Origin of the sequence: Microvirga arsenatis (genome assembly GCF_009910705.1) — a bacterium.
Lineage (GTDB): Bacteria > Pseudomonadota > Alphaproteobacteria > Rhizobiales > Beijerinckiaceae > Microvirga > Microvirga arsenatis.
This window is the reverse complement of record NZ_JAAAXJ010000013.1, coordinates 65,396-86,401: the sequence shown is the minus strand read 5'-3', so window position 1 is coordinate 86,401 and position 21,006 is coordinate 65,396. Positions and strand designations below refer to the sequence as shown.

The 21,006-nt window shown below is 65.3% G+C and carries 23 protein-coding genes and 1 tRNA gene; 12 read left to right on the top strand and 12 right to left on the bottom strand.

Going from position 1 to position 21,006, the window contains the following annotated elements:
* Window positions 1–152 (top strand): DNA translocase FtsK (locus GR303_RS19040; protein WP_161726094.1); only part of this gene is annotated, 152 nt, incomplete at its 5' end.
* 76 nt (window positions 153–228) lie between these two features.
* Here the strand turns inward: GR303_RS19040 and GR303_RS19035 are convergent.
* Window positions 229–636: a DUF1236 domain-containing protein gene (locus tag GR303_RS19035; protein ID WP_161726092.1), complete on the bottom strand. Its 408-nt coding sequence runs from the start codon at window positions 634–636 to the stop codon at window positions 229–231.
* Between the two features lie 196 nt (window positions 637–832).
* Here GR303_RS19035 and GR303_RS19030 point away from each other — a divergent pair, with 196 nt between their 5' ends.
* From GR303_RS19030 to GR303_RS19005, 6 genes are all read left to right on the top strand, one after another.
* Complete coding sequence (locus tag GR303_RS19030) at window positions 833–1,591, top strand: SDR family oxidoreductase (RefSeq protein WP_161726090.1); 759 nt, start codon at window positions 833–835, stop codon at window positions 1,589–1,591.
* Between the two features lie 205 nt (window positions 1,592–1,796).
* Window positions 1,797–4,694: a penicillin-binding protein 1A gene (locus GR303_RS19025; protein ID WP_161726088.1), complete on the top strand. Its 2,898-nt coding sequence runs from the start codon at window positions 1,797–1,799 to the stop codon at window positions 4,692–4,694.
* Window positions 4,694–5,734, top strand: coding sequence for a hypothetical protein (locus tag GR303_RS19020; RefSeq protein ID WP_161726086.1), 1,041 nt, complete (start codon window positions 4,694–4,696; stop codon window positions 5,732–5,734). The genes GR303_RS19025 and GR303_RS19020 overlap by 1 nt, the downstream gene beginning before the upstream one ends.
* Window positions 5,735–6,201: 467 nt before the next feature.
* Window positions 6,202–6,705 carry a peptide deformylase gene (locus tag GR303_RS19015; protein ID WP_161726084.1) on the top strand — a complete coding sequence of 168 codons (504 nt, stop codon included), beginning with the start codon at window positions 6,202–6,204 and terminating at the stop codon, window positions 6,703–6,705.
* Between the two features lie 35 nt (window positions 6,706–6,740).
* Window positions 6,741–6,965 carry a hypothetical protein gene (locus GR303_RS19010; protein WP_161726082.1) on the top strand — a complete coding sequence of 75 codons (225 nt, stop codon included), beginning with the start codon at window positions 6,741–6,743 and terminating at the stop codon, window positions 6,963–6,965.
* A 233-nt stretch (window positions 6,966–7,198) separates the two neighbouring features.
* Window positions 7,199–7,275: transfer RNA gene (locus tag GR303_RS19005), tRNA-Asp, on the top strand.
* 90 nt (window positions 7,276–7,365) lie between these two features.
* Here the strand turns inward: GR303_RS19005 and GR303_RS19000 are convergent.
* Complete coding sequence (locus GR303_RS19000) at window positions 7,366–9,336, bottom strand: PhoX family protein (protein WP_161726080.1); 1,971 nt, start codon at window positions 9,334–9,336, stop codon at window positions 7,366–7,368.
* 126 nt (window positions 9,337–9,462) lie between these two features.
* Here GR303_RS19000 and GR303_RS18995 point away from each other — a divergent pair, with 126 nt between their 5' ends.
* A complete protein-coding gene (locus tag GR303_RS18995) occupies window positions 9,463–9,720 on the top strand; it encodes a hypothetical protein (protein ID WP_161726078.1) in 258 nt (85 codons plus the stop codon).
* A 163-nt stretch (window positions 9,721–9,883) separates the two neighbouring features.
* Window positions 9,884–10,315 (top strand): RNA polymerase sigma factor region1.1 domain-containing protein, encoded by a 432-nt coding sequence (locus tag GR303_RS18990; protein ID WP_161726077.1) that lies wholly within the window; start codon window positions 9,884–9,886, stop codon window positions 10,313–10,315.
* A 32-nt stretch (window positions 10,316–10,347) separates the two neighbouring features.
* Here the strand turns inward: GR303_RS18990 and GR303_RS18985 are convergent, their stop codons facing one another.
* On the bottom strand, window positions 10,348–11,556 hold the full coding sequence (locus tag GR303_RS18985; RefSeq protein WP_161726075.1) for a DUF882 domain-containing protein: 1,209 nt from the start codon (window positions 11,554–11,556) through the stop codon (window positions 10,348–10,350).
* Window positions 11,557–11,639: 83 nt separating this feature from the next.
* The gene (locus tag GR303_RS18980; RefSeq protein ID WP_161726073.1) at window positions 11,640–12,344 is read right to left on the bottom strand and encodes a L,D-transpeptidase; all 705 of its coding nucleotides are present in this window, start codon (window positions 12,342–12,344) and stop codon (window positions 11,640–11,642) included.
* A gap of 131 nt (window positions 12,345–12,475) precedes the next feature.
* On the opposite strand from GR303_RS18980, the gene GR303_RS18975 reads away from it, so the two are divergent.
* On the top strand, window positions 12,476–12,940 hold the full coding sequence (locus tag GR303_RS18975) for a DUF2726 domain-containing protein (RefSeq protein ID WP_161726071.1): 465 nt from the start codon (window positions 12,476–12,478) through the stop codon (window positions 12,938–12,940).
* A gap of 3 nt (window positions 12,941–12,943) precedes the next feature.
* Here the strand turns inward: GR303_RS18975 and GR303_RS18970 are convergent, their stop codons facing one another.
* The 6 genes from GR303_RS18970 to GR303_RS18945 all read right to left on the bottom strand — a co-directional run bounded on the left by GR303_RS18970 (window position 12,944) and on the right by GR303_RS18945 (window position 17,025).
* The gene (locus GR303_RS18970; RefSeq protein WP_161726070.1) at window positions 12,944–13,954 is read right to left on the bottom strand and encodes a ribonuclease Z; all 1,011 of its coding nucleotides are present in this window, start codon (window positions 13,952–13,954) and stop codon (window positions 12,944–12,946) included.
* Window positions 13,955–13,993: 39 nt separating this feature from the next.
* On the bottom strand, window positions 13,994–14,479 hold the full coding sequence (locus GR303_RS18965) for a DUF411 domain-containing protein (RefSeq protein ID WP_161726068.1): 486 nt from the start codon (window positions 14,477–14,479) through the stop codon (window positions 13,994–13,996).
* 117 nt (window positions 14,480–14,596) lie between these two features.
* On the bottom strand, window positions 14,597–14,893 hold the full coding sequence (locus GR303_RS18960) for a hypothetical protein (RefSeq protein ID WP_161726066.1): 297 nt from the start codon (window positions 14,891–14,893) through the stop codon (window positions 14,597–14,599).
* Between the two features lie 166 nt (window positions 14,894–15,059).
* Window positions 15,060–15,998, bottom strand: coding sequence for an HWE histidine kinase domain-containing protein (locus tag GR303_RS18955; RefSeq protein ID WP_161726064.1), 939 nt, complete (start codon window positions 15,996–15,998; stop codon window positions 15,060–15,062).
* A gap of 393 nt (window positions 15,999–16,391) precedes the next feature.
* The gene (copM, locus tag GR303_RS18950; RefSeq protein WP_161726063.1) at window positions 16,392–16,775 is read right to left on the bottom strand and encodes a CopM family metallochaperone; all 384 of its coding nucleotides are present in this window, start codon (window positions 16,773–16,775) and stop codon (window positions 16,392–16,394) included.
* 37 nt (window positions 16,776–16,812) lie between these two features.
* The gene (locus GR303_RS18945) at window positions 16,813–17,025 is read right to left on the bottom strand and encodes a heavy-metal-associated domain-containing protein (protein ID WP_161726061.1); all 213 of its coding nucleotides are present in this window, start codon (window positions 17,023–17,025) and stop codon (window positions 16,813–16,815) included.
* A gap of 200 nt (window positions 17,026–17,225) precedes the next feature.
* Between GR303_RS18945 and GR303_RS18940 the strand changes: the two genes are divergently transcribed.
* Together GR303_RS18940 and GR303_RS18935 are read left to right on the top strand one after the other, a co-directional pair.
* Window positions 17,226–18,116, top strand: a complete 891-nt coding sequence (locus tag GR303_RS18940) for an MYG1 family protein (RefSeq protein WP_161726060.1) — start codon at window positions 17,226–17,228, stop codon at window positions 18,114–18,116.
* Window positions 18,117–18,142: 26 nt separating this feature from the next.
* Window positions 18,143–19,057 carry a histone deacetylase family protein gene (locus tag GR303_RS18935; protein ID WP_161726098.1) on the top strand — a complete coding sequence of 305 codons (915 nt, stop codon included), beginning with the start codon at window positions 18,143–18,145 and terminating at the stop codon, window positions 19,055–19,057.
* A gap of 3 nt (window positions 19,058–19,060) precedes the next feature.
* On the opposite strand, the gene GR303_RS18930 is transcribed toward GR303_RS18935, so the two are convergent.
* The gene (locus GR303_RS18930) at window positions 19,061–19,993 is read right to left on the bottom strand and encodes a pseudouridine-5'-phosphate glycosidase (protein WP_161726058.1); all 933 of its coding nucleotides are present in this window, start codon (window positions 19,991–19,993) and stop codon (window positions 19,061–19,063) included.
* A complete protein-coding gene (locus GR303_RS18925; protein WP_161726056.1) occupies window positions 19,990–20,943 on the bottom strand; it encodes a carbohydrate kinase family protein in 954 nt (317 codons plus the stop codon). The genes GR303_RS18930 and GR303_RS18925 overlap by 4 nt, the downstream gene beginning before the upstream one ends.
* Between the last annotated feature and the right edge of the window lie 63 nt (window positions 20,944–21,006).

The window sequence follows — 21,006 nt, the reverse complement described above, 5'->3', positions numbered from 1 at the left end:
CCTCGACGAGCTACATCCAGCGCCGGCTCCAGATCGGCTACAACCGCGCCGCCTCGCTCATGGAGCGCATGGAGCAGGAGGGCATCGTCGGTCCCGCAAACCACGCCGGTAAACGGGAAATCCTGCTGACCCACCTGGATATGGACGACTGATCCGGCAAAGGGTTGCGATGAAAAGAAAAGGCGGCTCGCGAGAGCCGCCTTTCCCGTTCTGGAGCATGCCGTCCGATCACTCGATGACCTGGACCACCGTCCGGGTCTGCGGATCGACCAGAACGGTCTGATCGTTCACGACCGTGTAGCTGTAGTTGCTGCGCAGGCCGACGGTCGGCGGGACGGAATAGAGCCTGACGCGCGGGGGCAGAGGCTGGCCGACCACGACCTGCTCGGAGACGCGGATCGACGGGCGGCGCTCGGCGACCACGTAGCTCCGGACGCGGGTCGATTCCTCAGCACTGAGAACGCTCCCCGCCGCGGCACCGGCGACACCGCCAACCACAGCGCCAACAGGACCGCCGACGATGGCTCCTGTGACTGCGCCGCCGGCGGCGCCGGCGGTCGTGCCGCTCTGGCAGGCGGCAAGGGGAAGGGCCAGAAGAGTCAACAGAGCGGCCGACTTGAGGACGTGATTGCGCATGACGGATTCCTTTCCGAGTAGCACCATGCGAACGCCGAAAAGCTTGGCTGGTTCCTTAAGCGAGGCGAATCGTCGGGCATCTCCAAGCTTTCCCGTCAGGGACAAGGGGAAGACATGTGCCGCTCCATTCTTCGTCCTTGCCGTTGCCGGCCGTGCATGCATCTCTCAAACCAGGAAGAAGTGAGGGGAAGGGTCAATGGCGGAACGTTCCAGGATTGCAATCGTCACAGGGGCTGGCACGGGGGTCGGCAAGGCAATCTGCGCCGGCCTCGTGACGGCAGGCTACAGCGTCGTCATGGCTGGGCGGCGCCGGGAGGCCCTGGAGGCGGCTCAGCGCGAGATCGCCGGTGCGGAGGCCTCCACTCTGATCGTTCCGACGGACGTCACGGATCCGGCGTCCGTGGCGGCCCTGTTCGCAGCGGCTAAGCAGGCTTTCGGACGGCTTGACCTTCTCGTCAACAATGCCGGGATCGGCTCGCCTGCCGTGCCGCTTGAGGAAATCCCCTTCGCGCAGTGGCAGCAGGTGGTGGCGACCAACCTGACTGGAGCCTTTCTCTGCACCCAGGAGGCCTTCCGGATCATGAAGGACCAGAACCCGCGCGGAGGGCGGATCATCAACAACGGCTCCGTCTCGGCTTATGCCCCGCGCCCGCTTTCCGCGCCTTACACCGCCACCAAGCATGCGGTCCTCGGGCTCACCAAATCGACCTCCCTCGACGGCCGGGCCTATGACATCGCCTGCGGGCAGATCGACATCGGCAATGCTGCCACGGACATGACCACCCGGATGGCGGAAGGCGTGCTCCAGGCGAACGGGACCGTGGCGCCAGAGCCCAGAATCGATCCCAGGCACGTGGCGGACGCGGTGGTCTACATGGCCGGCCTGCCGCTCGATGCGAATGTGCTCACCATGACGGTCATGGCAACGAAGATGCCTTTCGTCGGTCGGGGGTGAGACACTTTGCCGTGAGGAAGGCACCTCCACCTGGGAAAGGAGACTTGGCTGCTCCATTTCCTTGGCTGGGATGGCCCTGAAACAGCCGCCATGGTCGGCTTTCGTTCAGGAAGGTCTGGGCAGATTCGAGCTTCGGGAAGGGTGCTTCCGGCGGGTTCGTGCCGTGGATTTCTCGTGGAGTGTCTGAACGCATGACGGCGGCGGAATGAGCGCAATCCTCGTCAAGATCTTCGCCACGGCTCTGACCTTGAGCCAGGTGCTCGTCGATCCGGATTCCGTCAAGACGGCATTCGATCCCGTGCGCGACCGGGAGGAGGTCGCCCGGATCCTGACCGGCGGCTGCTCTCACATGCGCCGCGCCTTCGACATCGAGGACATCAATCTCGACGATCTGATCGCCACGGCCATGGACGACCCTCAGGCCGTGACGGGCGATCTCAAGATCCTCCAGGGCCTGAGCTTCAGCGACCTGCATGCCAGCTATCGCCTGTTCTGCAAGGGCGAGACGGTCGAGCCGGCGCCGGTCGATCTCGGAGAGGTGATCTCCTACTACAATGCGGCCGTGGCCGGCCTCCCCGATGCGGGCGTGCTCAAGGGCCTCAAGCTGCCGGGCGTGAGCGTCGTGCTGGATGCGAACGGCAGGCGCTTTGCGGAAGTGTACGAACCCGATCACAGGCGCATGTGGGTTCCCCTGTCGGACATCCCGAAAAGCGTTCAGCAGGCCTTCGTTTCGGCGGAGGACAAGCGCTTCCATCAGCACAGGGGCGTGGACGAGCGCGGCGTGATTCGCGCCTTCGTGGGCAATCTCGCCAATCCGGGGCGGCCTGCCGGCGGCTCCACCATCACCCAGCAGGTCGCCAAGAACCTGCTCGTCGGCGACGACGTCACCTACGACCGGAAGATGCGGGAGATGATCGTCGCCTCCCGCATCGAGCGCGTGCTCAGCAAGGCGGAGATCCTCGAGATCTATCTGAACTCGATCTATCTCGGCCGCACCTCCTGGGGCGTGGAGATGGCGGCGCGGAGCTATTTCGGGAAGAGCGCGAATGCGCTCTCCGTGGCCGAGGGAGCCCTCCTGGCCGGGCTGGCCAAGGGACCGAACTACTACAATCCCGATACCAGGCCCGAGCGCGCCCAGGAGCGCATGGCCTATGTGCTGAGCCGCATGCAGGAGGATGGGTTCCTGAAGCCCGATCAGGTGCAGCAGGCGGTCGCCTCCCTGCCGCCACGGGTGGCCTACGAGCGAACGAGGCGGACGACCGGGTTCCACTTCGTCGACCATGTCGGCCGCGATGCGCGCACGCTTGCGGGGATCGAGAGGCTCACCGCCGGCGGCTACACGGTGCGCACGACGGTCAATCCGGCTTTGCAGAAGGAGACGGAAGCGGCCCTTCAGGAGGGGCTCGCCCGCTACGAGCTCAGCGTCGGGCGCCAGCGGTTCCAGGCAGCCGAGGCAAATCTCGCCGAGGCGGTCAAGACGTTCGACGGCGCAAAGGATGCGGCTGCTCCGGCCTGGCAGAGAGCCCTGGAGGCCGTGCGCCTGCCGCTCTACGACGTTCATTGGCCTGCAGCCGTGGTGATCGAGAAGGGCAGGGACAGGAAGACCGGCGCCAGCATCCTCCGGGTCGGCCTCGCGGACGGACGGATCCTGCCGCTCAATGCCTGGGAGGCCGCCCGTCGCGACCTGAAGCTCTACGACGTGGTGCGCGTCAAGCTCGTCGAGCAGAAGGGCAAGGGGCCGGTTCGTGCCGACCTGCGGACGCCGCCCTCCGTGCAGGGCGGAGCCGTGGTGCTGGAAAACAGGACCGGTCGCATCCTGGCCATGACGGGCGGGTTCTCCTATCCTTTGAGCCAGCTCAACCGGGCAACCCAGGCGCACCGGCAGCCGGGCTCGGCCTTCAAGCCGCTCACCTATCTTGCGGCTCTCTCGAAGGGGCTTCAGCCCAACACCCTGATCTGGGACGCGCCCGTGACGCTGCCGCCCGTCAGCGGCGAGGCGCATGCAAGGCCAGGGGATTACTGGAGCCCGAAGAACTACGATGGCGGCCGCTCGGGGATCCTGACCATGCGCCGAGCCCTGGAGAACTCCAAGAATCTCGTGACCGCGCGTCTCCTCGACGGGGGGATCGAGCCTTCCCCCCAGCAGAGCCTCAGGCGCGTCTGCGAGCTCGCGCTCGAGGCGCAGCTCTACCTCGAGTGCACGCCGCACTATCCCTTCGTGCTCGGCGCCCAACCCGTTCGCATCCTGGATCTCGCAGCGTTCTACGCCGCGATCGCTAATGAGGGCGCCATGCCGGTGCCCCACGCCATCGAGGCGGTCGAGGGGAACGGCCGCGTGATCTACAGCCGCAAGGCTGCCGCGCCGATACGGCTGGGCTCCGCCGATGCAGCCGCCTTCTACCAGCTCAAGAGCATGCTCCAGGGCGTTCTTGAGCGCGGCACCGCCCGCTCCCTCAAGGCGCTGGCCCCCTATGCGGCGGGCAAGACGGGAACCTCCGACGACGAGAACGACGCCTGGTTCGTCGGCTTCACCAACGATGTCACCATCGCAGTCTGGGTGGGCCACGACAATGCGGACGGAAGGCGCCGAACGCTCGGGCGCGGCCAGACGGGGGGCAAGGTGGCAGCCCCTATCTTCCAGGCCATCCTGCAGGCGGCATGGGAGCATCATGCGCCGAAGGCGCCGCTCACCCCGCCCTCGCCGCAGGCCGCCAAGCAGCTGATCGCGCTCCCCATCGACCTGAACACGGGCGACAGGCTGACGGAAGGCGGAGGCAGGGGCTTCACGGAGTATTTCCGCCTGAACTGGTTTGGCAGGCTCGCCGAAACCCAGTTCCGCCTTGTGCCGCAATCGGAGGTCTATGCCTTCCGCAACCCGGACCCGTGGAGCGACGGGGAGGAGAGGGGCGGGCCGGATTACTATGAGGACGGACCCTATGCCCAGGGGCCCGGGTGGCTCGACAGCCTTCGCCAGAACACTCCCACGCCCCGCCGACAGGCCGAGCCGGATCGCGGCTTCCGCTGGTGGTGGGAGGAAGAGGCGCCCCGCAGGCCCAGGCGGGTCGATCCGGATTATTTCTGGCGCAACGGACAGGTTTACTGATGATCGCTAAAATCGCGTTGGGGCGAGCGCTGGCCGTCGTTGCGGCGCTTGCCGTATCTGCCGGCATGCTGAAAGCCGAGGAGTTCCGGATCGAGGAGGTTCCCTCCGTCACGGCCATCCCTCCAGTCCGGCTGAAGCCGCGGACCATCGTTCTCAGCGATCACCAGGACGACAAGCTGTCCGATCCAGGCAGCGGCTTGATCCGCTTCGAGGACTGGGCCCGCGAACGGCCTCTGCACAAGCAGCTCTTGAGCCCTTTCCCCGGCTACGCCGAACCGACCATCAGGGTCTCGGTGCACGGCATTCCGAAATCCTACACGGAAAAGCTCCATGTCTACGTGGTGGAGGCGCGCTTCCTGATCGGGAAGGCGCCCGCTTCCGTCGACCTCACGCGCTTCGCCCGGCTTGAGACCTTGGAAAGGATCGATCCCTCGATCAAGCACCGGCGCATCACCGCCGATCAGGCGGTGCCGCAGGTCGATCCGCAGAGCGCCCATAACCGCCATCCGAGCCGCCGCTGGTGCGAGGTGCCCGGGAGTCTCTGCATCGAATCCCGCTATCCGCTCGAAGGCAGGCTGCCGGTCGGCATCCGCCTGGCGAACAAGCTCGAGGAGGGAGGAAAGAAGATCTCGGAGTTCATGGAGTTCCAAACGGAGATCCGCGTTCTGCCCCCCGAGGAGATCGACCGCATAGGCCTGTCGAAGCTCACCGGTTCCGAAGCTCCCATCGCCGGCGTTCTCGAGCAGACGATCTTCAGCGTGAACCAGGTGATGCAGTTCGGGAAGCTGCTCGCCGTCCTGCAGCAGCATCCTGCCGATCAGGGCAAGACCGTCGCGACGGTGTTCATGGCGCTTGCCGTGGAAACCGACGTGCTGGAGCGCAAAAAGGAATTTGAGAATGTTCCCGTGCTGCGTAATCTCATTCCCGCCCAGGTGCTGATGGGAAAAAGCTCGTTCAACTCGGGCAATTCCATCAGCGCCGGACTTCCCGGATACGTTCGCAACCGCATCCGCGGCATTGCCGAGCTGCTGGAGCAGTAAGGCTTACGTCTTGGATAGACCAGAAAAAGCCCCGTTCGAATCAGGCTGAACGGGGCTGCAAGTCTGCGGAGGCGACAAGGGGTTGCGGGGAATGATGCCTCCGTACCGAGACAAGCATTCATCTTGTTCTATGTTCCTTCCGCCCTGCCGTTTTCGAACCTTGGCCGACATCAATTTTCCTTGATTGCGCCACGAAGCTGCCTCCTGACGGCCTTTGGACTCACGGACGGTAGGGTGTGGTGGAATGCCGCACGCTCGTAACAATCCGGGTCTGCCGATGTTGGGGGCCGTGCAATCAGCGTTCTTCCTCCCGAACTCGCCTCCCGGAGCCCATCCGGGAGGCATTTTGTTCCGGCTGGAATGACCGTCTTCCGTTCCTGCGGCCGCGCTGTTATCTCCCCCTCGTCAAGAACATCGCAACTGCCTGCCGCTTCCGTCGGGCTGGCCGATCTCCCCAAGGACCTTTCGTGACCATCCGTCCGATCATCCGCTTTCCCGATCCGCGCCTGCGCAAGAAGGCGGAACCGATCATCCGCATCGACGATGAGGTTCGGACGCTGGCGCGTGACCTGACGGAGACCATGCATGCGGCGCCTGGGATCGGCATTACGGCTCCGCATATAGGGGTGCTTCGAAGGCTCGTGGTGATCCGGCTGGAAGACGCCGCCGAGCCCCACATCTCGGTCAATCCTGAGATCGTCTGGTCCTCGCCCGAGACGATTCGCCATGTGGAGGGAAGCGTGTCGATGCCCGGCGTGACGGATGAACTCGAGCGCTCCGCCCGCGTGCGGGTCAGGTACACGACACTCGATGGAGAGGAGCGGGAAGACGAGGCCGAGGGCTTGATGGCAATCTGCCTTCAGCACGAGATCGACCAGCTCGACGGGATCTTCTGGATCGACCGCCTGTCGAGACTCAAGCGCGATCGCCTGATCAAGAAGTTCGACAAGCTCCAGCGCACCAGAGCATGATCGCGGAGCCGCACTGACGATGGAGCCTAAGCACAGTGGTTGAGATTTACCGCATCGAGAGCATCGCTTCCCAGGAAGCGGGCGGCGGCGTCGTGCGCCGGATCATGGTCCGCACCGACTCCCTGGAAAAGGCCAAGGAGCGTGCGCTGAAAGTATTTTCCCTTGCACGCCGGCCTCAGTCCCGCGACGGAGAGATCGAATCCGTCCGGGTCCTGAACGGTGCGGGCTACGAGGTCTTTTCCATCAGCGCCAGGGACTAGAGCTGTTTCCATTGGCATGGAATCATCTCTTTTCTTGGCGTGCCGCATTTTTTGACGGCGAACCGGATCCACTTCGCCGAAAAATGCTCTGGGGTCCCGGCGCGAGATCCGGTTCCCGCCGAAGGCTGCCCTTCTGGGGATAATGCACACACGATTTGACAGCGCGCCCAATCACCGCTACGAGCGCGCCTCCATCGCAGCAAACGCCATGGCGTTTGTGATGCGAGCAATGCGCGGGCGTAGCTCAGTCGGTTAGAGTGCCGGCCTGTCACGCCGGAGGTCGCGGGTTCGAGCCCCGTCGCCCGCGCCACTTCCTCCATCAGTTCGACGGCCGACGTGCCTGAATGAACAAAGGAGCCGCGAAGGCTCCTTTGCTGCTGCGCGCGATCCAGACGGGCCGTCAGGCGATCTTGCCGCCGCCCTGCTTGGTGATGACAAGCACGGAAGGACGGGTCGGCATGCCGTCCTTGAAGTCCGGCCAGCGGGTGATCGGATTCTCGAAGGTGGACGTCATGCCTTCCTCCGCCTCCCCTGGATGCTGGACCGCGAGGAAGAGCGACTCGTCATTGGGCGTGAAGAAGGGGCCGCAGAGTTCGCCGCCGACCGGCACGCGGAAGAAGTGCCTGGAAGTGCCCCGCATTTCGCCTTCCGTCTCCAGAGCCCAGAGCCCGTCCGCGCGGCCGGTCGCCTTGGCGTTGTTGCCGTCGGTGGAGATCCAAAGGCGGCCCTGGCTGTCGATGGCGCAGTTGTCCGGCATGCCGAACCAGCCGTTCTTGGTCGTCTCCGACGAGAAGGTTGCGCCGACCGAGGCGATCGACGGATCGCCGCATTTCACCAGGACTTCCCAGGTGAAGGAGAGAGCCGCATGGTTCCCGCCCTCCGGCATCATCTCGACGATATGGCCGAAGGCGTTGTTGGCGCGCGGGTTGGCCGCGTCCACCTGGTCTTCCTTGCGGCGGGTGTTGTTCGTCAGCATGACGTAGACGCGATTGGTCTGCGGGTTCGCCTCGATGTCCTCGGGACGGTCCATCTTGGTGGCGCCCAGCAGATCGGCCGCGCGGCGGGTCTCGATCAGCACGTCGGCCTGGCTCTTGAAGCCGTTGGCCTCGGTGAGCGGCCCCTGGCCATGGACGAGCGGCAGCCAGGTGCCGGTGCCGTCCGCGTTGTACTTGGCGACGTAGAGGGTGCCCTCGTCGAGCAGGCCGAAATTGGCGACCCGGTTCCGGGTGTCGACCTTGCCGGCGGTGACGAACTTGTAGACGTAGTCGAAGCGCTCGTCGTCGCCGAGATAGACCACATAGCGGCCGTCGCTGTTGGTGATGCCGGCAGCGCCCTCATGCTTGGTGCGGCCGAGCGCCGTGCGCTTCTTCGGCACGAAGTTGGGGTCGAAAGGGTCGATCTCGACCACCCAGCCGAAGCGGTTGGCCTCGTTGGGCTCCTTCGCCAGATCGAAGCGGTCGTAGTACTTGCCCCAGGCATAGGCCGGCGTGCCGATGCCGTAGCGCTTGTAGTTCCTGGCCTCGGGATGATCGTCGCCGAGCTTGCCCCAGAAATAGCCGTTGAAATTCTCCTCGCAGCTCAGCCAGGTGCCCCAGGGGGTCACGCCGCCGGCGCAGTTGTTGATCATGCCGTTCACCCTGCGGCCCGTGGCATCGGCGGAGGTCTTCATGCGGTCGTGGCCGGCCGCCGGGCCGGTGATTTCCATCGGGGTCGCGGCAGTGATGCGGCGGTTGTACTTGGAATCCTTGACCACCTGCCATTTGCCGTTGACCCGGCGGATCTCGACGACCGCGCCGCCATGGGCCGCGATTTCGATGTCGACCAGATCCTTGGTCATCTTGGAGAAGTTGGCATCCTTGGAGTCCTGGATGCCCACACCCGGGAACATCAGCTCCTCGTTGGTGTATTCGTGGTTGGCCACGAGCAGGCCGTGGTCGGCCGAGCCGTTGAGCGGGATGAACCCGATGAAGTCCGTGTTGTAGCCGAACTGACGCGCCTGTTTCTCGGCCGTCTGGTTCATCGGATCGAACTCGGGTGCATCTGCGAAGATCGGATCGCCCCAGCGCAGGAGCACCTGGACGTCATAGCCCTCGGCCACATGGTGGGTCTGGTCGACACCGGCCTCGATCTCCTTGAAGTCGAAAGAGATCGCGTTCGAGACCTTCTTCGCAGGCTGTTCATTGGCGGCCAGGGCTCGGGTGCCTACGGTCGCCGAAATGGCTGCAACGGCCAGCGAGCCGCGCAGGAGGTCGCGCCGGTTGAAGCGGGTCGCGATGATCTCGCCCATCGTCAGGTTAGGTGTCGGGTTCACTCCGTCATCGCCGGAATCTTCCAGTTCGCTGGCGCGAAGGCGGCCCTTGTGCTCGTTCATATCGGCTTCTCCGTCTCTTGGGGACCGATTCCGATTAGAACGGTTCCATGTAAGCTTGGTGACAGTGCCGCGGGTTGAGAAGGGGCGGCGCGGGACAACCGGCGCCGGATCATGTATGGTCGGGGCATGAGCAATGATATTTCCGAATTGCGCGACCAGCTGTCCGACCAATGGCAGAAGGTCGCTATCGACCTGATCCGCAAGGGGCTTCCCGCCGATACGGTCTTCGAGACCCTCCTGACCGTGGGATTGGCGGGGCAGGTGGAACTGCACGGCAAGCATTTCATGGCGGGCAAGCTCGTAGCCATCGCCGAGCAGCTCTCCGAGCAGGTCAAGCGCGAGAAGGAGGCTCTCCAGGAGGCGTCGAAGGCGACCAAGAACTAGGCCGCCGGCGCTGGCCCGGCCGTTCCGGGGATGGTTCTTCGAATTTGCATGGGAGACGTTTTCTCATTGCAACGTCTGAGCCGAGTGCCGCGTTAGCTCGGCGAACCTTCGGAGCGGCTCCGGCTGCTTCTTTGCCCAACAGCCACAATGGGGTGAGGCCCTCATGCAGCAGGCGTTCGACAGCAATACTCTAGACGTCTTAATCTCGCTCGGACGCAAGCAGGGCCAGCTGACCACTCGGGACCTCGAGGCCAATCTGCCGATCCATTCCATGAGCGCCGAAGACATCGCCCTGATCGTCGTTCATCTGGAAGAGTCGGGAGTGCCGGTGGAACTGGACGACACCCTCCTGACCCCCGATGCGAAGCCGGTGCAGGCCCCCGCGAAAAGCGCCGAGATCATCCCGTTCCCGGACCGCACCACCGCCGCGCGGATGAAGAAGCGCAATGCTCCCCTCAAGCCGGCTGCCCCGGCTCCGGCCGAGACGCCGGGCTTTGCCAAGCAGGAGAGGCGGGCGGCCCATTGGGCCGTCGCCGTTGCGGGGCTGCTCGTGCTCGCGCTGATGGTGGGGCTGGTCGTGTTGCTCGGCGCCTGAGCGTCACCGGTCGGATCTGGCAGCCAGAGCCCTCAAAGTTCAGCCTCGGCTCGACCCAATACGGGAAGCGCCTTGATCGCAGGGCCGGTGAACCGGGTCGTGCTCAGCTCCTCCTTGGGCCGGGAGGTGAAGCCGAGATCCAGAAAGGCAGTCCGGGAATCGAACAGCGCCCTCACGGCGGCCTTCTCGTCGTAGCCGAGGATCGGCTCCAGCCCGGAGACGATGGTCGGCGCAGCCGTCGAAACCATGGTCGAGATCGCGTCAGATGCCTGCCCCGGCGGCGTAATGGCCGCGAGCCTGACTTCCTTGGGCCGCTGCGGTGGCAGGGGCACGGCCGGAGCGGCTGCCGGGATGGCCTCCGGATCCGCGGAAGCGACGAGCGTCGGCGTAACCGTCGGCGGCTGCGCCGCCTCGTCCTGAGATGCCGGCGCCGCATTCCTGCGCCCGAAGAGACCCGCGAACAGGCTGCCGATGGAGGGGCCGCTGCCGGCGGAGGCCAGGGCGGCATTGCGCGCCGGGATCTCGGCCTTGGCCAGCTCGTAGCCCGGCAAGGGTTTGCCGTTCGAGGGCAGATGGAGGGTCTTGCCGTCCGGGAACAGCTGCGCGAGCTGCTGCTCGCTCATGCGCGGCCAGGCCCGGACATTGCCCGTATCCACATGCACGAAGCCGGAGGAGGGATAATAGCCGACGCCGCCGTATTGCATCTTCATGGCGATGGCGCGCAGGCGGCCGGTCTCCACATCCGGCAGGCGGATGTCCATGGCCTTGCCCAGCATGTGCTGGCTGTGCTCGGCAACGCCGCTCGACCGGCGGCGGAGCGCGCCGTTCGTCTCCGGCGAGCGGTAGGCGGAGATGATGTGGATGGGCTGGGAGGAGCCGGATTCCCGGTAGACTTCCCAGAGAATGTCGAACAGACGGGGATCCATCTGCGCCGGCTTGTCCACGCGCCAGTCCCGCAGGAACCAGTTGAGCTGGCTCAGGGCCTGCTCGTCGTACTGGCCGTTCCTGCGGAACGTCACGGTCAGGCTTTCCTTCGTATGGGTGTGGAAGAAGCTCAGCGTCCGCGTGTCCCCGAAGGCGGCCGCATCAAGGGTGCCGATCAGGAGGGAGGCGGCAGCGGCGAGGAGGGCAGCAGCCAGGGCCAGAACCCGCGCGCGTCTCTCCGACGGGCCGCTGACCGGCACATCGACAGCCCTGCATCCGCCAGCCGACCGCTTCGATCGGGCGAAGTTCCCCGCCATGGTTCGTTGTTTCCCGCGTCCCCAAGCGACGTTTGATCGTTAACCATGGCAAAAATAGGCACGAACCGTGCCGATTTGCTTAATCAGCCGCGCGCTGCGGTCTGGTTCCGCTTGGAACGCCCGGTCGGCGAGGACAGAACCACCACTTTGGTGCCGATCGGCGTGTGATTGTAGAGGTCGATCACGTCCTGGTTGATCATGCGGATGCAGCCCGACGAGACATTGGTCCCGATGGTCCAGGGCTCGAAGGTGCCGTGGATGCGATAGAGCGTGTCCTTGTTGCCCTGCCAGAGATACATGGCGCGGGCGCCGAGGGGATTGCCCGGTCCGCCCGGCATTCCGGGGCCTCCGGGCAGCTCGCCCATCTGCTCCATGAGTTCGGGCTCGCGCTCGAACATCTCCTTCGGCGGATACCAATCCGGCCATTCCTGCTTGTCCTTGATGACCGCCGAGCCGGACCACCCGAAGCCCGAGCGCCCGACGCCGACGCCGTAGCGCACCGCCATGCCGTCCCGCATGACGAGGTAGAGATACCGGCTTTGCGGATCGACCACGATGGTTCCCGGCGCTTCGGCGGTTTGGTACTCGACCACCCGTCGCAGATAGGCCGGATTGATCCTGGAAAGATCGATTTCGGGGATCGGGAAGAGATCGTCGTCGATAGGCCCGTACATGCGCTGGTAGGCGGACATCTCGCGCAGCGACTGGGCGAAGCTGCGGCCCGTCGGCATGGCTGCGCTCATTGCGGCTGAGGCTCCGATGAGGAAGGTTCGGCGGCTGAGATCCATGGTGCTCTCCCCGGCGTTCTTAACTGGACAATAAGAAGACGCAGGACCATGCAAGGTGGTTTCATGATAGCTGCTATGCTTTCCCATCAAGCGGCAGCCGGGCTGTTCACGAGCGGGCGAGTTCTGGGCATATGACGTTCGACAATCTTCCGTGGTCTTGGCTTGCAGGCATTGCCGGGCTCGGCCTTCTGCTCGTCCTGGCGCTCCTCTGGTCACGCAAGCTGCGCTACCGCCGTCATTCGATCATGACGGAGAACGAGTGGGAGTTTTACCAGCGCCTCCTCGCGGCCTGCCCCGACTGCCAGATCTGGCCCCAGGTGCCCATCCTTGCCCTCGTCCGACCCGATGCGAAGGAAGGCAGCCGTGCCTTCTGGGCGGCTTTCCGGAGGATCTCGAACACGCGTGTCGACTGGGTGATCGTCCGGGACAGGGAGGTGCTGGCCATCGTCGAACTCGACGACCGCTCCCACGATGCTCGCAAGGATGCGCAGCGCGACAGGATCCTGAAGTCCTGCGGCTACAGGGTTTTCCGCTTTGCGTCGAACCGCAGGCCGGATCCGGCCCGCATCCAAGAGGCGATCTTCCAGACGGCATAGGCCTCAGCCGGTCATCGCCTGTGCGCGCTGGGCCGTGAAACTCTCCATCAGCTCCTCCCGCAGGGCCTCCGGCTGGGAAAGGTAGCGCGCCGAGTGATGGAACGGCGAGACGTGCCGGGCCCCGGCCTCCCGGGCCATCGCTCCGGCTTCCCAGGCGGTGAGGTGGTGGGACGCGAGAGCGAGAGGGCGGTCGCGTTCCAGGAAAACCGCCTCGATGAAGAGCTGGTCGGCTCCTTGCGCGAGCCGAAGGATTTTTGCGCGGTTTTCCTCATGGGGAGCGGCGTCGGTGACATAGGCGACCACCTGGCCGGGGGCGACCCGCAGAGCCCGGCCCTTCAACTCGCCCAAGGGGATGCTTTCTCCGTTCGGAAGGCGAACGGAATGCGTGTCCGGCAGGCCTAAGCGAACGGCGCGCTTGGCCTCGTTGAGCCAGGGGCCCAGCGGAAGCTCCATCCCGGCGAGCGCGCCACGCCACACGTTCACCTGGAGCACCTCGCACAGGGCGAAGGCGAGGGAGGGGATGCCGTGATCGAGCGCCACCGCCTCGATCCTGAACTCGTCCTCCATCCAGGCGATGCCCGGGGGGAAAGCGGGAGGCTCGACCTCGCGTCGTGCGAAGGCCTCGCGGGCATGGAACTCGGCAGCCTTCGTCAGCCTTGTGCCGTCGTAATCCATGGCACGCAGGCAGAAATCGACCGAATCCTCGTCGAGCAGGTTCCAGGTGAAGCCGCGGATCCGGTGCTCCACCTGCGAGGCGAAGCCCGGCGGCCCGATCAGGGTCAGCGGCGAGGGGCGGTGGAGGCAGAGGCGGAACAGCCGGTCGAAACCGGCCATGTGGTCCACATGGGTGTGCGAGACGAAAACATGGCTCACCCGCAGCAGCTCGCGCGAGGAGAGGGAGGAAACGTCGCCCAAATCGAACAGGATGGCCCGGCGTCCGTACCGGAAGTCGAGGTAGAGACCAGGGTCGCTGAAGGGGTCGTTCACGAGGCGGGGTTGAACAAGCCAGCTCATGCCGGGCCAACGGCCCCGGTCTTCCCGTGTTCCCGCGCCTCAGGCTTCCCGACTCCCCTTGAAGCGGGCATAGGCGCGCTGGCCGGCGGGGCCGAAAAGCACCACCTCGTAAGTGTCGGGCTCTGCTCCCGGAACCTCCATTCCCGGCGAGCCGACCGGCATTCCGGGCACGGCGAGGCCCTTGGCCTCCGGCTTTTCGGAAAGGAGGCGCTTGATCGTCGCAGCCGGAACATGCCCCTCGATCACGTAGCCGCCGATCTCGGCCGTATGGCAGGAGGCAAGGGCCGGAGGCACGCCGAGGCGGACCTTGAGGCGGTTCACGTCAGGGGACTCGACGACGCTCACGTCGAATCCCGCAGCGCGGACATGCTCGATCCATGCGGTGCAGCAACCGCAATTCGGATCCTTCGTGACCACCATCTTCGGCAGGGACGGTGCGGCCAAGGCAAAGCGCCCTCCCATAAGGGGAGAGGCGGCGAGGCCCGCCAGCAGCATCCGCCGGCTTATCGTCCTGTCATGGCCCATCGTGAACTCCTGTTCTCGCCCTGTCGGAACGGCGCCAGCATCGACCTTCCAACGCTGGCAGGGTCAAGGCGTTTCGCGCCGGGGCGGCCAGCCCGGAGGAACCGGGCTGGCGATCCGTCAGCCCTCGTCCTCTTCGTCGGGGTCGGTCACGTCGACGAGGAACATGATGTAGGGGCCTTCCTCCTCATCGTCGTCCTCATCCTCATCGAAGTCCGCCTGCTCGAACTCGGCCTTCTCCTCCTCCGTCGCAGGCCTCACATTGAGCGTGGCGAAGCCGTCCCATAGGGGGGCGCCCTCGCTCTCGAGCATCTTCAGGTCCTCTTTGAAGTCGTCGCTCATGAGGAGTTCGCGGGCTTCGTCCTCATCGGCGTTGGTGATGGCAACCGGCTTGTCGCTGATCGTAAGCGTGAACATGATTCTTCCTTTCGTTCGCCCGCAGGGGATATCCACTAACGCGTGATCCGCATGATCGTGGCAGCGGCCCGTTTCATGCGCGGACACCACGCCGTAGCGCAGCTCGTAGGATTCTGAAACGAGGCTGTTGCGGAAAGACCTGCTTGCGGTGAGGCAATGGCTTCGCTCAATCGGAGCCGTCGCCCTTGAGCGGCGCCGTGATCTCGCAGACGACGCCTTCGGGATGAAACTGGACCTCCGCCGTCCCGTTCAGATCGTGCGCCAGGCTGCGCTCGATGAGACGCGTTCCGAAGCCGAGACGCTCCGGGGGCCTGACGGGCAGGCCGCCCGTTTCTTCCCACCGCAGCTTGAGCAGAGGCGCATCCGCGTCGCCCCCGATGGTCCAGTGGATGTGGACTTGGCCATGCTCGTTGTAGAGAGCCCCGTACTTGACGGCGTTGGTCGCAAGCTCCTGAAATGCCATGGCAAGGGCAAGGGCCATGCGGGGCGAGATTCGCAGGTTTGGGCCGGCATAATGAATCCGGTCGCCATAACTTCTGAACGGCTCGACGGCCTGGGAGACGATCTCGTGCAGATCGGCCGCATACCAGTTCTCCCGGGTCAGAACATCATGGGCGCGCGAGAGCGCAAACAGGCGGTTCTCGAGCGCTTCCTTCGCCTCCCGCATCGAGCCGGCATTGCGCAAGGTCTGGGAGGCAATCGACTGGATGGTGGCGAGGGTGTTCTTCACCCGGTGGTTCAATTCGTGCAGCAGAACGCGCTGGTGCTCTTCGGCCTTCTTCCGGCGTGTGATGTCACGAAAATAAACCGATAAGCCGCCTTCCGCCGTGGGACAGATGTGAACGTCAACCCACTTGTTCAGGATCGGAGAAACGGTTTCGAAGTGACAGGATTCCCGTGTCCGCATCACCTTGCGGTGCGCTTCGAAAGCCTCGCTCCCGACGATCTGGGGGAATGCCTCCGGATACACCTTTCCGATCAGCTCCTCGCGGCTGCGCCCCCACAGCTCCTCCGCCTTGCGGTTGACGTAGGTGAACCGCCAATGACGGTCGACCGCATAGAACGCATCCGAGATGCTCTCGAGGATTTCCTGAAGCTGCTCCACGTCGGAGGGCAGGGCATAGGGGGCATGGCGATGCCAGGTGACATCGACTGCTTCTCCCGATGGAGCTTGATCACCCCCACGAGAGGCATGCTGCGCCCGAAGGTGACGGTTCTCCTGCTCTAATGCACTCAGTCTTTGGAGAAGTTCATCGCGATCCGGGGCGCTTATCTCGTGGTGGCTCATTCCTCACAGCTCGACGGTGGCGTGACGCGACAATCTGCTCAAGCAGGAAACGGGGATGCTTGACCATTGATCTGTAACGTCCAAGCCACTCGTGAGTTGCGCCAAACCCTGCCCTTGCCAGGGTTTGTACCCCCATTGCGCCACTTTTCCTGCCATGCGGTGCCAGGCTGGCGGGGCTGCAGCGGCGATCGTGTGAAGCAAGGAGGAGCGTTACTGGGCGCCCCTTGCCTTCAGCCAAGCCTTCATCTCGGAAATCTCCCGCTCCTGCTCGCGGATCACGTCCGCGGCCCATTTCCGGACCTGCTCGTCCTTGGCATGCTGAGCCGCGACCTTCGCCATGTCGATGGCGCCCTGATGATGGGGAATCATTCCACGCACGAAATCGATATCCGCATCGCCGCTGTACGTGATGTCCATGTCGCGATGCATCTTCTCGTTTGCTTGGCGGTAGCCGCGGGTTGCCGGGGTGTCGGGCGTCTGCGCGCTCTGAACAGGCGTGGAATGGCCCGAATGACCGCCATGGGCACCTTGGGCCAGGGAGAGGGAGGGAAGTGCTGCCAATGCTGCTGCGAGAGCAAGCCCATAGACTTTCATCGTCGATCTCCTCGATTCATGAAGCGAGAGTGGGAATTCATGCACTTTGGCGAGAGACGGCCCGTGCCGGGAAGCCGCCGTTGCCGAGTGCCTCCAGCAGCGACGTTTCCTCCTCGGCCGATTCCACCCTCACCGTGCGGGTGTCGAGATCGGCTTCGACCCGCGCCTGGGGATCGAGAGCCTGGATGGCGCGGGTGACGGAGCGCAGGCAGCCGCCGCAGGTCATGTCGGGAACATGAAAATGATGCATGGCCAAGATCCTTGTCTTAGGTTCCTGGAGGTTGTGGGCCTTTCCACGATGGGAAGGTCAAGCCTGTTGTGGAGCGGAAGGATCGCTGGCATGGATCAGCATAAAGGCTATGCGGAAAGCTGCTTATTTTGCCGGCGCAGCTCTGCTATCGGGGCTGGAGCATTCGACGGAGGCAACCGACGGCGGTCGGGGAGTAGGGCATGAAAGTTGTAACCCACAGCGGCACGTTCCACGCGGACGATGTCTTCGCCTTCTCGGTCCTGCGTGAAGCCGTGGGGGATTTCCCGTTCACCCGGACGCGGGACGCCTCCGTCATCGCCTCTGCCGATCTGGTGTTCGACGTGGGCGGGGTCTACGATCCGGCCAGGGGTCGTTACGACCACCATATGCGGGACCTGCCCCGGCGGGAGGACGGCACGCCCTACAGCTCCGTCGGCCTGATCTGGCGGGATTTCGGCCGGCCGGCCATCGAGCGCCTCGTTCCGGGAATCGGAGAGGACGTGCTGGATGCGGTCTGGCAGGATGTCGATTCCGGGTTCATTCTCGCCATCGATCAGGCCGACAACGGCATCGCATCGGCCCGTCCCGGCCATCTCGCTCTCCTCGTCGAGGCCTTCAATCCCGCCTGGGACAGCACCCAGTCCTATGACGACGCCTTCCTCGAGGCGGCCGACTTCGCGCGCGGGATTCTGGTCCGCGCCTGCCGGCAGGCTCACGCGGAGGCCCGCGCCCTGTCGCTCGTGATGGCTGCAGCAAAGGCGTCGCACGATCCTCGGATCGTTGTCCTCGACAGCAAGCTCCCATGGGAGAAGGCGGTGTTCGAGGGCAACCTGAAGGACCTTCTCTTCGTCATCTATCCGAACGAGGATCTGACCTCCTGGTATTGCCGGACCGTGCCGCCGGAGCCAAACTCCTTCGGTCAGAGGCTGTCCCTTCCCGAAGCCTGGCGCGGGCTGCAGGAGGCCGAGTTCTCGCGGGCAGCCGGAATCGAGGATGGCGTGTTCTGCCATCCGGGCGGGTTCATCTGCGGAGCGCGGTCGCGGAAATCCGCGATCGTGCTTGCCGAGAAGGCCATGGCCGAGGGGGCTTAGGAAGCGCATTGTCCATCAGGGTGGCCATGAAGCAGGTGCCGATCGTCTCCCACGCCGCCTACGAGGCTTCGCTGCCCGCCGACCACCGTTTCCCCATGCGCAAATACGGGCGTCTGGCGGAGGTGGTGGCGGAGATGGGGCTGGCGCCGAGCGGCTTCGTGACCCCGCAGGAGGCTCCTGCAGAGCTCATCGCGCTCGCCCATGACCGGGCGTACGTGGATCAGGTGTTCGCCTGCAACGTCCCGCGCGAGATCGAGCGGCGCATCGGCCTTCCCGTCAGCGAGAGCGTGGTGCGCCGCGCCAGGGCCTCTGCGGCGGGAACCCTGCTTGCAGGGCGGCTGGCGCTCCAGCACGGGCTCGCCGGCAGCACCGCGGGCGGCAGTCACCATGGCCAGCGGGAGACCGGAGCGGGGTTCTGCGTGTTCAACGATGTGGCTATCGCCGCCAAGGCGCTGAGGGCCGACGGTGCGATCCAGCGCGCGCTGGTGGTCGATCTCGACGTGCATCAGGGCGACGGTACCGCCGACTGCCTCCGGGACGATCCGGACCTTTTCACCTTCTCCATGCATGCGGAGAAGAACTATCCGGTGCGCAAGATCCCGAGCGACCTCGACATCGGGCTGCCGGACCACATGGAGGACGATGCTTATCTGGAGGCGCTTCAGGCCCATCTGCCGCGGCTTCTGGATGCGCTTCAGCCGGATCTCGTCTTCTTCAATGCGGGCGTCGATCCGCACCGGGACGACAAGCTCGGGCGGCTGTGCCTGTCCGATGACGGCCTGCGCCGCAGGGATGGCTACGTCATCGAGCAGGCGCGAAGCCGCCGCATTCCGCTGGTGTCGGTGATCGGTGGCGGTTACTCCACGGATATCGACGCGCTCGCCCGACGCCACGCCATCGTGTTCGAGGCGATGGCGGCCTGGAGCGAGGCGAAGGGCTGATCCTCAGAAATCCTGGCGTGCGAGCGACGCAGCGAGTTGCGCTGCCAGCGCCGCGTTGTTCTTCACGAGCGCAATGTTGGTGGCGAGGCTTCGCCCGCCGGTCAGTTCGTAGAGATGGGACAGGAGGAAGGGCGTCACCGCCTTGCCCGCGACGCCGCGCGCCTTTGCCTCGGCCACGGCCCGGTCGATGAAGCCTCTCATCTCCTCCTGCGGGATCTCGTCGGCTTCGGGCACCGGATTGGCGATGAGAACCCCGCCATCCAGGCCGAGGGACTCCTTGGTGTAGATCAGGCTGGCCATGGCCTCCGGGCTGTCGAGACGCAGCGGGACGGGAAGGTCGCTCGTGCGGCTCCAGAAGGCCGGGAAGCGATCCGTCCGGTAGCCGACCACAGGCACGCCGCGGGTTTCGAGATATTCGAGCGTCCGCGGCAGGTCGAGGATCGCCTTGGCGCCGGCGCAGATCACGGCGACCGGGGTGCGGGCGAGCTCGTCCAGGTCGGCGGAGATGTCCAGGGTCTCCTCGACCCCTTGATGGACGCCGCCGATGCCGCCGGTCGCGAAGACCCGGATGCCGGCAAGATGCGCGCAAATCATGGTGGCGGCCACCGTCGTGGCGCCATGGCGCCCGGACGCGACGGCATAGGGGAGATCGGCGCGGCTCAGCTTCATCACGTCCCTGGCCGTGCCGAGCCAGTCGAGCTCCTCCGGGGAGAGACCGATCTTGATGCGCCCTTCGATGATGGCGATGGTTGCCGGAACGGCGCCGTTCGCGCGCACCACCGCCTCCACCTCGCGGGCGGTGGCCACGTTCTGCGGATGCGGCATGCCGTGGGTGATGATGGTGGATTCCAGCGCCACCACCGCTCCGCCCTGGCCGAGGGTGTCTCGGACCTCGGGGGCGATGTCGAGGAAGCGGCTGGCGATGTCGTGCTTCATGAGGGCTCCCGTTCAAATCCTGCGCCGGCTCTAAGGGACAATGTCGCCTCCAGCAAGGCGAAGGAAAGATCGGGCCGCACGCTCGCGGGGCTTTCGACCGTGAGCGCCGCCGCAGCGGTGCCGAGGCGGGCAGCGTCGGGGAGGGAACAGCCCTTGCCGAGGGCGGCCAGGGTCGTGGCGATCAGGGAATCGCCGGCGCCGGTGGCATCGACGATCCGGGCGCTCACGGCGGCAATCCGCTCGATCCCCCTTGGGTCCGCCGCCAGAAGCCCGTCGGCGCCGAGGGTCAGGACAACCCGCTCTGCGCCGCAAGCGAGAAGCGCTCCGGCCGCATCCTCCGCTGCCGCCTCAGGCTGGATCATGAACGCACGCGCCTCGTCGAGATTGAGAAAAAGCGTTCCGACGCCGGTCAGGTCCCGCGGCAGGCGCATCACCTTCGGGGTCGAGACGGCATCGAGCGCCAGCATCACGGAGTGCTGCCGGGCGAACGCGACCAGGGCATGCAGGGTCTCGGAGGGAAGGTTGCAATCCGCAAAAAGCCACGCCGATCCGGCGTCGGACAGGATCCCACGCAGCAGGGCAGGGGTGAGCCGGTCGAGGATCGCCATGTTCGCGAGCCCGAGGGCAAGCTCGCCATCCGGCTGCAGGACCGCGACGTATTCCGCCGTGGCATGGTCGTCGCAAACCGTCATCGGCTTCGTGTCGATGCCGAGGCGTTCCAGGTCCTCCAGCAGGGCGCGGCCGTTGTCGTCGCTTCCGAGAACCGAGGCGAGGGACACCTTGAGCCCGAGCCGCGCCAGGGTTTCGGCCACGTTGCGGGCGACCCCGCCGAAGGAGCGCTCGGACGTGACCGGGTTGGAGGTACCCGGCCGGATCGGCGCGCAGGCCCGATACTTGCGGTCCACCGCGGCCCCGCCGATGCAGATCACCCTGCCGACCTCCGGCTCCATCCCTCGGACCTCTCTCCCGCTGCGCTGCGGATCCGAGGATATGCAGGAAGGACGGGCTCGCCG

What these genes read in the sequence shown, in the direction of transcription:
- GR303_RS19020 (WP_161726086.1), top strand. Translation starts at nt 4,694, where the DNA reads ATGATCGCTAAAATCGCGTTGGGGCGAGCGCTGGCCGTCGTTGCGGCG.
- GR303_RS19025 (WP_161726088.1), top strand. Translation starts at nt 1,797, where the DNA reads ATGAGCGCAATCCTCGTCAAGATCTTCGCCACGGCTCTGACCTTGAGC.
- GR303_RS18970 (WP_161726070.1), bottom strand. Translation starts at nt 13,954, where the DNA reads ATGAGCTGGCTTGTTCAACCCCGCCTCGTGAACGACCCCTTCAGCGAC.
- GR303_RS18945 (WP_161726061.1), bottom strand. Translation starts at nt 17,025, where the DNA reads ATGCATCATTTTCATGTTCCCGACATGACCTGCGGCGGCTGCCTGCGC.
- GR303_RS18965 (WP_161726068.1), bottom strand. Translation starts at nt 14,479, where the DNA reads ATGGGCCATGACAGGACGATAAGCCGGCGGATGCTGCTGGCGGGCCTC.
- GR303_RS18975 (WP_161726071.1), top strand. Translation starts at nt 12,476, where the DNA reads ATGACGTTCGACAATCTTCCGTGGTCTTGGCTTGCAGGCATTGCCGGG.
- GR303_RS19000 (WP_161726080.1), bottom strand. Translation starts at nt 9,336, where the DNA reads ATGAACGAGCACAAGGGCCGCCTTCGCGCCAGCGAACTGGAAGATTCC.
- GR303_RS18995 (WP_161726078.1), top strand. Translation starts at nt 9,463, where the DNA reads ATGAGCAATGATATTTCCGAATTGCGCGACCAGCTGTCCGACCAATGG.
- copM (WP_161726063.1), bottom strand. Translation starts at nt 16,775, where the DNA reads ATGAAAGTCTATGGGCTTGCTCTCGCAGCAGCATTGGCAGCACTTCCC.
- GR303_RS18935 (WP_161726098.1), top strand. Translation starts at nt 18,143, where the DNA reads ATGAAGCAGGTGCCGATCGTCTCCCACGCCGCCTACGAGGCTTCGCTG.
- GR303_RS19030 (WP_161726090.1), top strand. Translation starts at nt 833, where the DNA reads ATGGCGGAACGTTCCAGGATTGCAATCGTCACAGGGGCTGGCACGGGG.
- GR303_RS18960 (WP_161726066.1), bottom strand. Translation starts at nt 14,893, where the DNA reads ATGTTCACGCTTACGATCAGCGACAAGCCGGTTGCCATCACCAACGCC.
- GR303_RS18990 (WP_161726077.1), top strand. Translation starts at nt 9,884, where the DNA reads ATGCAGCAGGCGTTCGACAGCAATACTCTAGACGTCTTAATCTCGCTC.
- GR303_RS19035 (WP_161726092.1), bottom strand. Translation starts at nt 636, where the DNA reads ATGCGCAATCACGTCCTCAAGTCGGCCGCTCTGTTGACTCTTCTGGCC.
- GR303_RS18940 (WP_161726060.1), top strand. Translation starts at nt 17,226, where the DNA reads ATGAAAGTTGTAACCCACAGCGGCACGTTCCACGCGGACGATGTCTTC.
- GR303_RS18985 (WP_161726075.1), bottom strand. Translation starts at nt 11,556, where the DNA reads ATGGCGGGGAACTTCGCCCGATCGAAGCGGTCGGCTGGCGGATGCAGG.
- GR303_RS18980 (WP_161726073.1), bottom strand. Translation starts at nt 12,344, where the DNA reads ATGGATCTCAGCCGCCGAACCTTCCTCATCGGAGCCTCAGCCGCAATG.
- GR303_RS18925 (WP_161726056.1), bottom strand. Translation starts at nt 20,943, where the DNA reads ATGGAGCCGGAGGTCGGCAGGGTGATCTGCATCGGCGGGGCCGCGGTG.
- GR303_RS18930 (WP_161726058.1), bottom strand. Translation starts at nt 19,993, where the DNA reads ATGAAGCACGACATCGCCAGCCGCTTCCTCGACATCGCCCCCGAGGTC.